This is a genomic window from Pseudomonas sp. 05N434 (assembly GCF_056396965.1).
In genome coordinates this window covers 1-6,963 of the sequence record NZ_JBFTMK010000493.1, presented here as the reverse complement: position 1 = coordinate 6,963, position 6,963 = coordinate 1, and the positions used below count along the sequence as shown (strand labels likewise).

Annotated in this window: 10 protein-coding genes and 1 pseudogene; 7 read left to right on the top strand and 4 right to left on the bottom strand. The window is 59.5% G+C overall.

What is annotated here, in order from left to right:
• Positions 1–92: 92 nt before the first annotated feature.
• Positions 93–320, bottom strand: a pseudogene (locus tag AC1DLB_RS24290) (transposase); the annotation flags it as partial.
• Complete coding sequence (locus AC1DLB_RS24285) at positions 321–683, bottom strand: winged helix-turn-helix transcriptional regulator (protein WP_477744636.1); 363 nt, start codon at positions 681–683, stop codon at positions 321–323. It abuts the pseudogene before it with no gap.
• Positions 684–795: 112 nt separating this feature from the next.
• Between AC1DLB_RS24285 and AC1DLB_RS24280 the strand changes: the two genes are divergently transcribed.
• Both AC1DLB_RS24280 and AC1DLB_RS24275 read left to right on the top strand, forming a co-directional pair.
• Positions 796–1,530 (top strand): SDR family NAD(P)-dependent oxidoreductase, encoded by a 735-nt coding sequence (locus tag AC1DLB_RS24280; protein ID WP_018930253.1) that lies wholly within the window; start codon positions 796–798, stop codon positions 1,528–1,530.
• 59 nt (positions 1,531–1,589) lie between these two features.
• The gene (locus AC1DLB_RS24275) at positions 1,590–2,189 is read left to right on the top strand and encodes an NADPH-dependent F420 reductase (protein WP_477785775.1); all 600 of its coding nucleotides are present in this window, start codon (positions 1,590–1,592) and stop codon (positions 2,187–2,189) included.
• Positions 2,190–2,441: 252 nt separating this feature from the next.
• Here AC1DLB_RS24275 and AC1DLB_RS24270 read toward each other — a convergent pair whose 3' ends face one another.
• Positions 2,442–2,894 (bottom strand): winged helix-turn-helix transcriptional regulator, encoded by a 453-nt coding sequence (locus AC1DLB_RS24270; RefSeq protein ID WP_018930255.1) that lies wholly within the window; start codon positions 2,892–2,894, stop codon positions 2,442–2,444.
• A 161-nt stretch (positions 2,895–3,055) separates the two neighbouring features.
• On the opposite strand from AC1DLB_RS24270, the gene AC1DLB_RS24265 reads away from it, so the two are divergent.
• The 4 genes from AC1DLB_RS24265 (at position 3,056) to AC1DLB_RS24250 (ending at position 5,681) form a co-directional block, all read left to right on the top strand.
• Complete coding sequence (locus AC1DLB_RS24265) at positions 3,056–3,625, top strand: NADPH-dependent F420 reductase (protein WP_477785774.1); 570 nt, start codon at positions 3,056–3,058, stop codon at positions 3,623–3,625.
• Positions 3,561–4,439, top strand: a complete 879-nt coding sequence (locus tag AC1DLB_RS24260; protein ID WP_477785773.1) for an NAD-dependent epimerase/dehydratase family protein — start codon at positions 3,561–3,563, stop codon at positions 4,437–4,439. The genes AC1DLB_RS24265 and AC1DLB_RS24260 overlap by 65 nt, the downstream gene beginning before the upstream one ends.
• A 114-nt stretch (positions 4,440–4,553) precedes the next feature.
• A complete protein-coding gene (locus tag AC1DLB_RS24255; RefSeq protein ID WP_477744634.1) occupies positions 4,554–5,174 on the top strand; it encodes an NADPH-dependent F420 reductase in 621 nt (206 codons plus the stop codon).
• Between the two features lie 90 nt (positions 5,175–5,264).
• A complete protein-coding gene (locus AC1DLB_RS24250) occupies positions 5,265–5,681 on the top strand; it encodes a nuclear transport factor 2 family protein (protein ID WP_477744633.1) in 417 nt (138 codons plus the stop codon).
• Positions 5,682–5,772: 91 nt separating this feature from the next.
• Here AC1DLB_RS24250 and AC1DLB_RS24245 read toward each other — a convergent pair whose 3' ends face one another.
• Positions 5,773–6,387 (bottom strand): LysE family translocator, encoded by a 615-nt coding sequence (locus AC1DLB_RS24245; protein ID WP_018930260.1) that lies wholly within the window; start codon positions 6,385–6,387, stop codon positions 5,773–5,775.
• 230 nt (positions 6,388–6,617) lie between these two features.
• Between AC1DLB_RS24245 and AC1DLB_RS24240 the strand changes: the two genes are divergently transcribed.
• A partial coding sequence (locus tag AC1DLB_RS24240) for a DUF4337 family protein (protein WP_477785772.1) occupies positions 6,618–6,963 on the top strand: 346 nt, incomplete at its 3' end.

Here is a 6,963-nt window from a genome sequence, read left to right as displayed (position 1 = left end):
AAATAGCCGACGACCTCATTGTTCGGCTTCTTTGAGGTTTGTTATCTAGTGGATTGGGTCAATTTGAGATTTATTACTTGGTGCAGGCGCACCTATCCCGTGACCGGTGGCCCTTGCGGTAAAAGTTTGGCCAGCTGGCGCAGGTTCTGCACTGCGGCGGCCAGCGTGAACTCATCGGTCGCGCCACTCATGCCACGTAGTCGTAAACAATCCACTTTCAAGATGCGCTTGAGGTGGGCAAACAACATTTCAAGATTCTTGCGTTCGTGGCGAGAGCGCATGTACTCCGGTGTCGCTGCAATATGCCGAGCCACATCCCGCTAGGGCAGCGTGTCGCGCTTGGCGAAGATGCTTGCCACTTCCGCCATGTTCTCGGTTCCCCAGGTGCACAGCGGGATGATCGCGTCAGCCAGGCTGCGACCGAGCGGGGTCAGCGTGTAATCCACGCGCGGCGGCACTTCCTTGTAGTCGGTCCGCGCCAGCACGTGATCGGCCTCCAAATCCTTCAATTGCTGGATCAGCACCTTGTCACTGACGCCAGGGATCAAACGCTTGAGTTCGCCATAGCGCTTTGGGCCGTCGCGCAGGAAAAACAGGACCAGCGGTTTCCACTTGCCCGAGATGATGCGCAGCGTGGCGTTGAGCCCGGAGCCGGGGTCGCAGGTTTCAGAAGGTGTGGTCATATTGGGTACTTACCTAAAAGTGCATACTTGTCGTTAGGTTATTAGATCCGCATAGTCGTTCTCAAGCAAGCAGCTCCCTGCTTCCATACAACGCTTAGGAAGGATGTACGACATGACCAGACTGAATGGAAAGACCGCTGTGATCACCGGTGGCGCTACGGGCATCGGCCTCGCCGCTGCAAAACGCTTCATCGAGGAGGGCGCCTTCGTCTTCATCTTTGGCCGCCGGCAGGAAGCGCTTGACGCCGCTGTGGCCGAACTTGGGCCCAATGCCCGCGCGGTGAAGGGCTCGGTCTCCGATGAGGCCGACCTCGACCGACTCTACGCGGCGGTGAAGGCCGAGCGCGGAACCCTCGACATCGTTTTCGCCAATGCCGGGGCGGGAGGCCCGCTTCCGCTCGGCAAGCTCACTGCCGAGCACATTGACGAAACCTTCGAAACCAATGTGAAGGGGACGATCTTCACGGTCCAGAAGGCGCTGCCGCTGATGGGCCAGGGCGGTTCGATCATCCTGACCGGGTCGAGCGCCGGCACCACGGGCGCCCCGGCATTCAGCGTCTACAGCGCGAGCAAGGCGGCAGTGCGCAACCTCGCGCGGACCTGGGCGGAGGACTTGAAGGGCACTGGCATCCGGGTAAACGTGCTGTCGCCCGGGCCGACGGCGACCGAACTCGCGAAGGCCGCGCTAGGCGAGGAGGGCATGAAGGTCTTCGCCTCGATGAATCCGCTCCAGCGCATGGCCGATCCAGCGGAGATCGGAGCGGTGGCTGCCTTTCTCGCGTCGCAGGACAGCAGCTTCATGACCGCCAGCGAGGTCGCCGTCGACGGCGGCCTGGCGCAAATCTGACTCGCCACGCCCGGCCCGCTATTTGGCGCCGCCGGGGGTGGTAAACCTGAGGAGAATATATGAGCTACGCAATCATCGGTTTCGGCAATATCGGCCAGGCCCTGGCCAAGGCGTTTGCCCGCAACGGCATCGAAGTAGCCGTTGCAACCACGCGCGCCCCAGAAAGCTTTGCATCCGTCGCAGCAGCGATCGGACCTCAGATCATTCCCAAAAAACTGGCGGACGCGGTCAAGGCGGACATCGTCTTTCTGGCTGTCCGTTTCGAGTCGCACCCGGATGTCGCTAAGGCGTTGCCGACCTGGAAGGGGAAGACCATCATCGATGTGACCAATGCCTACGGCGTGTCCCCTGAAGAACTGGGAGGAGAGCCATCTTCCAGAGTCGTCGCGCAGGCCTTTACTGGTGGACGACTGGTCAAGGSCTTCAATCATTTGGGCGCTGCCGTCCTTGGCCAGGATCCGGCCGTACAGGGTGGCAGGAGAGTCGTGTTCCTGGCGAGCGACGATGACGGCGCCGCAACGGAAGTGGGTGCGCTTGCAGAAAATCTCGGTTTCTCGCCGATCAAACTGGGTGGGCTTTCGGAAGGTGGACTGCTTGTGCAGGCGCGCGGAAATAGCTGGGGTCAACTGATCTTCAAGGACTTGGTCAAGTTCGGCTGATGAATCGCGATCGTAAATGTTGATGCGGTCCTGGCCACAACTTGGAAAGTCAAAGCCACGAACAGGACGTTTGAGGACCATTTTGTCTTCGCCATCACTGTTCGCAATGGCAAGCTGACGAACATCCGGGAGTACGTCGACACGCAAGCATTGTCGCGGGCCTCGGAAATGGTCGCGAGCCCTCGGACCTGAGTCATCGGAACCGATACCAACTCATTTGCGCGCCGTGACAGGGCGCGTTCGCCGCTTTGTTCATCCCCCGCTCTCAGGAAAGAGGCACCCGCCATTGCGGACCAGCGCCTTCACTTCCTCGCTCACCTGCATGGGGTTTTGACTTAATCGAGCAACTAAGTCCTCGTGGCGCCGCACGTACGACTTCGAATCATGCTTCGCGCTCCAGAGCACAATGTTGATCACGATGGGAATGAGGTCCAGGCCCTTCTCGGTCAACGTGTAAAAGTCCTTGCGTCTGTCGTCGGGGCTGGGCGCCTTCGAGAGAACGCCTTGCTCCTCAAGAAAGGCAAGTCGGGAAGCAAGAACATTGGTCGCGATTCCCTCTTCCGATTTCAGAAACTGGCCATACGTCTTCTTTCCAACAAAAACGATGTCGCGAATGATCAAGAGCGACCACCGGTCGCCGAAAATCTCCACGCCGTAGTTCACCGCGCAATGGGATCGAAAGTCTTCTTTAAGAGTTGTCTTCATGGCTGGATCTTAGCATCGCTTGCATGTCGCAAGTAAAATTCCATAGATCACTTGCTATTTGCAAGTAAAACGACCAGCATGGATCGCACGTTGAATGAGTTCGCCGGATCGCACCAGCAGCCATGGAATGATCAACCCCCATACCTGCAAGGAAACTGCGCATGAGCACTATCAGCATCATCGGCTCAGGTGGCATGGCCGCAGCGATCGGCGGCCTTGCCGCCCAAGCCGGACACACCGTCGAGGTGATGAGTCGTGACGCCATCAAGGCGCGGGCGCTGGCCGAGCAGATCGGAGCCGGCGCGACGACAGGAACGTTCGRCGCCGCGCCGGCCGGGGATATTGTCATTCTGGCGGTTCCCTATTCAGTCGTTCTCGACGTGGTGAAGCAGTACGGCGAAGAGTTGGCAGGCAAGCTTCTTGTCGACATCACCAACCCCGTCGCCCCCGACTTCACAAGCTTTGTGACTCCTGAGAATAGTTTCGGCGCGCAGGAAATCGCCAAAGCAGCCCCAGCCGACGCCGAAGTCATCAAGGCGTTCAACACCCATTTCTCCCACGTCCTGGCTGCCGCTCCTGTCGAGGGCCACCCGTTGGACGTGTTCATCGCTGGAGACGACGCGCAGGCGAAGGCACGCGTCTCGGCATTCATCGAGAGCCTCGGCTTTGGCCCGGTCAGACAGCGCGGCGGAGGCGATCACTGCGCTCGGCGCAAAGGTGCGTCGCGGTGATCTCGATGATCTCGAGGGGCTCAAGGAGGCGGCTGCAGCCGCCGACGGCGTAATCCACGTCGCGCACCGACAAGACCTGCTTCCGGTCGGCGGGATCGACGCTGTTGCCGCAGCGGAGGTCCAGATCATGCTCGCATACGGTGATGCACTGGCTGGAACGGGAAAGCCGCTGGTCGTGTCGGGCAGCATCGGTTCGCCGACTAACGAGGGTTGGCCGGTTCCTGGGCCGCTCCAGAGCCGACCGGCGACCGAGGAAGATCCGGCTCTTTCTCCGGCTGGCGATCAATATAAGGGCTCCCTGCGGGTTCGTAACATCGTGGAGCTGACTGTAATCGGTCTCGCAGAGCGGGGCGTACGGTCTTCGGTCGTGCGCATTTCTGAAATCATGCACAGCTCAACCGACAAGGCCGGTTTCCTTCAGGTCCTCATCGGGCAAGCAAAGGAAAAGGGCGTCGTTGGCTTCCCCGGCGACGGCTCCAACCGGTGGGCGGCAGTGCATGCCCGCGACCTCGCTACCCTGTTCCGCCTGGCGCTGGAGAAGGGGCCCGCTGGCAGATCCTGGCATGCGGTTGCCGAAGGGGCTATCCCGTACCGCGAGATCGCGCAGGCCATTGGCAGCCGTCTGAACCTTCCCGTCGTGCCCATTCCTGCGGACGTAATGATGGGGCCGGGTTTCTTCGGCTTCCTCGCGAACTTGGTGACGCTGGATACCCCGGCGTCGAGCGATATCACGCGCCGGATGCTCGGCTGGACACCAATGCAGCCGGGCCTGTTTGCCGATATGGACAATGGCCATTACTTCCCTGCCGCCTGAGTGAGCTGAGGCTGTTCGCCGGGTCGCAACGAGCCCGGCACAACACGGGATACCAACCGGGGGAAGCCCGTTCAGAGATTGCGGGCAATACCCCAACTCATTTGGAGATTACACATGAGCACTATCAGCATCATCGGTTCAGGAGGCATGGCTGCGGCCATCGCCGGTCGTGCCGTCAAAGCTGGACACACCGTCGAGGTGGTCAGCCGCGACCCCGCCAAGGCGCAGGCGCTGGTCGACAAGCTCGCAGCGGGAGCGACCACAGGAACCTATGGGGCCGCGCCCGCCGGCGACATCGTCATCCTCGCCGTGCCTTACACCGGTGCGGCCTCGGTGGTGGCCGATTACGGGGACGCGCTCGACGGCAAGGTGATCATCGACATCACCAACACGGCCTCGCCGGACCTCACGGGTCTCGTCTCTCCCGCCGGCAGTTCTGGTGCGCAGGAGATCGCCAGGATCGCCCCCGCCAGCGCGCATGTCGTGAAGGCATTCAACACCCTTTTCGGCCACGTCCTTGCCAAGGGAGGCCCCCTCGATGCGTTCATCGCCGCCGACGATCCGCAGACCAAGGCACGCGTCTCGACGTTCATCGAAAGTCTCGGGCTGCGTCCGTTAGATGTTGGTGGCCTGCACATGGCCCAGACGCTCGAGGCGCTCGGCCTGATGATGATCGGCCTGGCGAAAAACGGCGCCGGCACTTGGGACATCGCCTTGAAAGTCGATATCGGCTGAGTCTCCGACACCACGCCCCTCACCGGCAGGTCCACAAGGTATCTGATTAGAACGGACGCGAGCAGATGCGAGAGAAGCGGAGAGATTTTGATGAACACACAAAAGAATGTTCAGGTTGTTAAGGACTTCTTTACTGCAATGGGCCGCAGCGATAGGCGAGGTCTAACGGCGCTGACTTCCGAAGATATTGAATGGATCATTCCGGGCGAGGACTGGCCGCTGGCTGGCACGCATCGCGGGCACGCGGGATTGGAAGATCTGCTTCAGAAGGCTTCCGAAAAGACGGAAACCTCTGTCATGGAGTTCCACGAATACGTGGCGCAGGGTGACCGGGTTCTGGTCGTCGGCTTCGCCAAGGGGAGAATCAAAGCCACGAATAAAACGTGGGAGGACGATTGGGTCTTCGCCATTACCGTGCGAAATGGAAAGCTGACGAACATCCGGGAGTATATCGATACGCAAGCACTGACGCGGGCCTGCGAAATGGACGCGGGCTCCAGGCCCTGACCCATCGAGAAGAACTGTACGCAGCCGGGGAGGGGAGCGGGGAAGACATCGCGAAGTGTGTCTCCTTCTTCTCGGATAAAGGAGAGGATTGCTAAACCAGTTGGCGAATCCCCAAAGACAAAATCAACCCACCGCACAGTCGATCAATTGCTTTTTTCCTCCCTTGGTACCCGGCAGCGATCTTGGATTGCGAAAGAGCGATTGCGACCATTCCATACCAGGTCATTGAAACCACCACGACAACTGCCAGCATCGACAAAAACGTGCCTGGCGAAACGTGGGCGGGGGCTGCGGCTGAAAAGACAGCGGCATAGAAAGCCATGGACTTGGGGTTGCCAATATTGGTAACCACACCCTGAATGAAGGACTGCCGGCAACTGCCGGCGATGGCATCATTTAGCGGGCCAAGCGCATTCTTCCCTGCGTTGATCAGCAGTCGGAATCCGAACCACATCAGGTAGGCGGCGCCCAGAACCTTTACAACAAGCGCAGCCCAAGGGAGCGCAGCAAATACAACCCCGAGACCTGCAATTGCACAGGTGGACCAGAACAAGTTGACCAGTACGATGCCCGCGACCAAAGCCAGAGCTTCTGACCGCGTAGCAGCCACCGCTTTATGGACCACCGCAACGAAATTTGGCCCGGGGATAACGACGCCGGCCAAGTAGACCAAAAAGACTGTCAAAACGGCGGAACCATCGATCATGTGCTTCCTCGCGAGTCCTGTGGACGGTGATCGTCACGGGTGAGATGTACTAAGAGCTAAGGTCGTTTGTGACCTCAACGTCCATCGAAATAAGAGTCTTGCACAGCGTTATCGAGATCAGTGGCTTTTTACACACTTTGGACCACTGGCTGCCAGTCAATTGTGTCCAAAGAATCAGGGACAATTCATAATGCTGTCCATCTCCACTAACACCTCCAAGATCGACACCCATGCCTGAAGAGTTCGAAGTCCCCAGCCCACACGAGCAACACATTGAGCACACCACCCATCATGCGCATGCACAAGGCGACAGCTTTGCCAGCAAGATTGCGGTGATGACAGCCATCATGGCGACCGTCGGCGCTCTGATGAGCTATCAGGCCGGCTCAACGGAGAATGAGGCGGCCATGGACAAAAACAACGCCGCTATCCAGAAAACCGAAGCCGCCAACGAGTGGAATTATTACCAGGCCAAGTCCAGCCGGCAGAACCTGTCGGATCTGGCAAGCCATCTCCCAGGGCTGGACTCCGCCCATTATGTTGCTGAGGCGCGGCGGTACGGGGAACAGAAGGAGG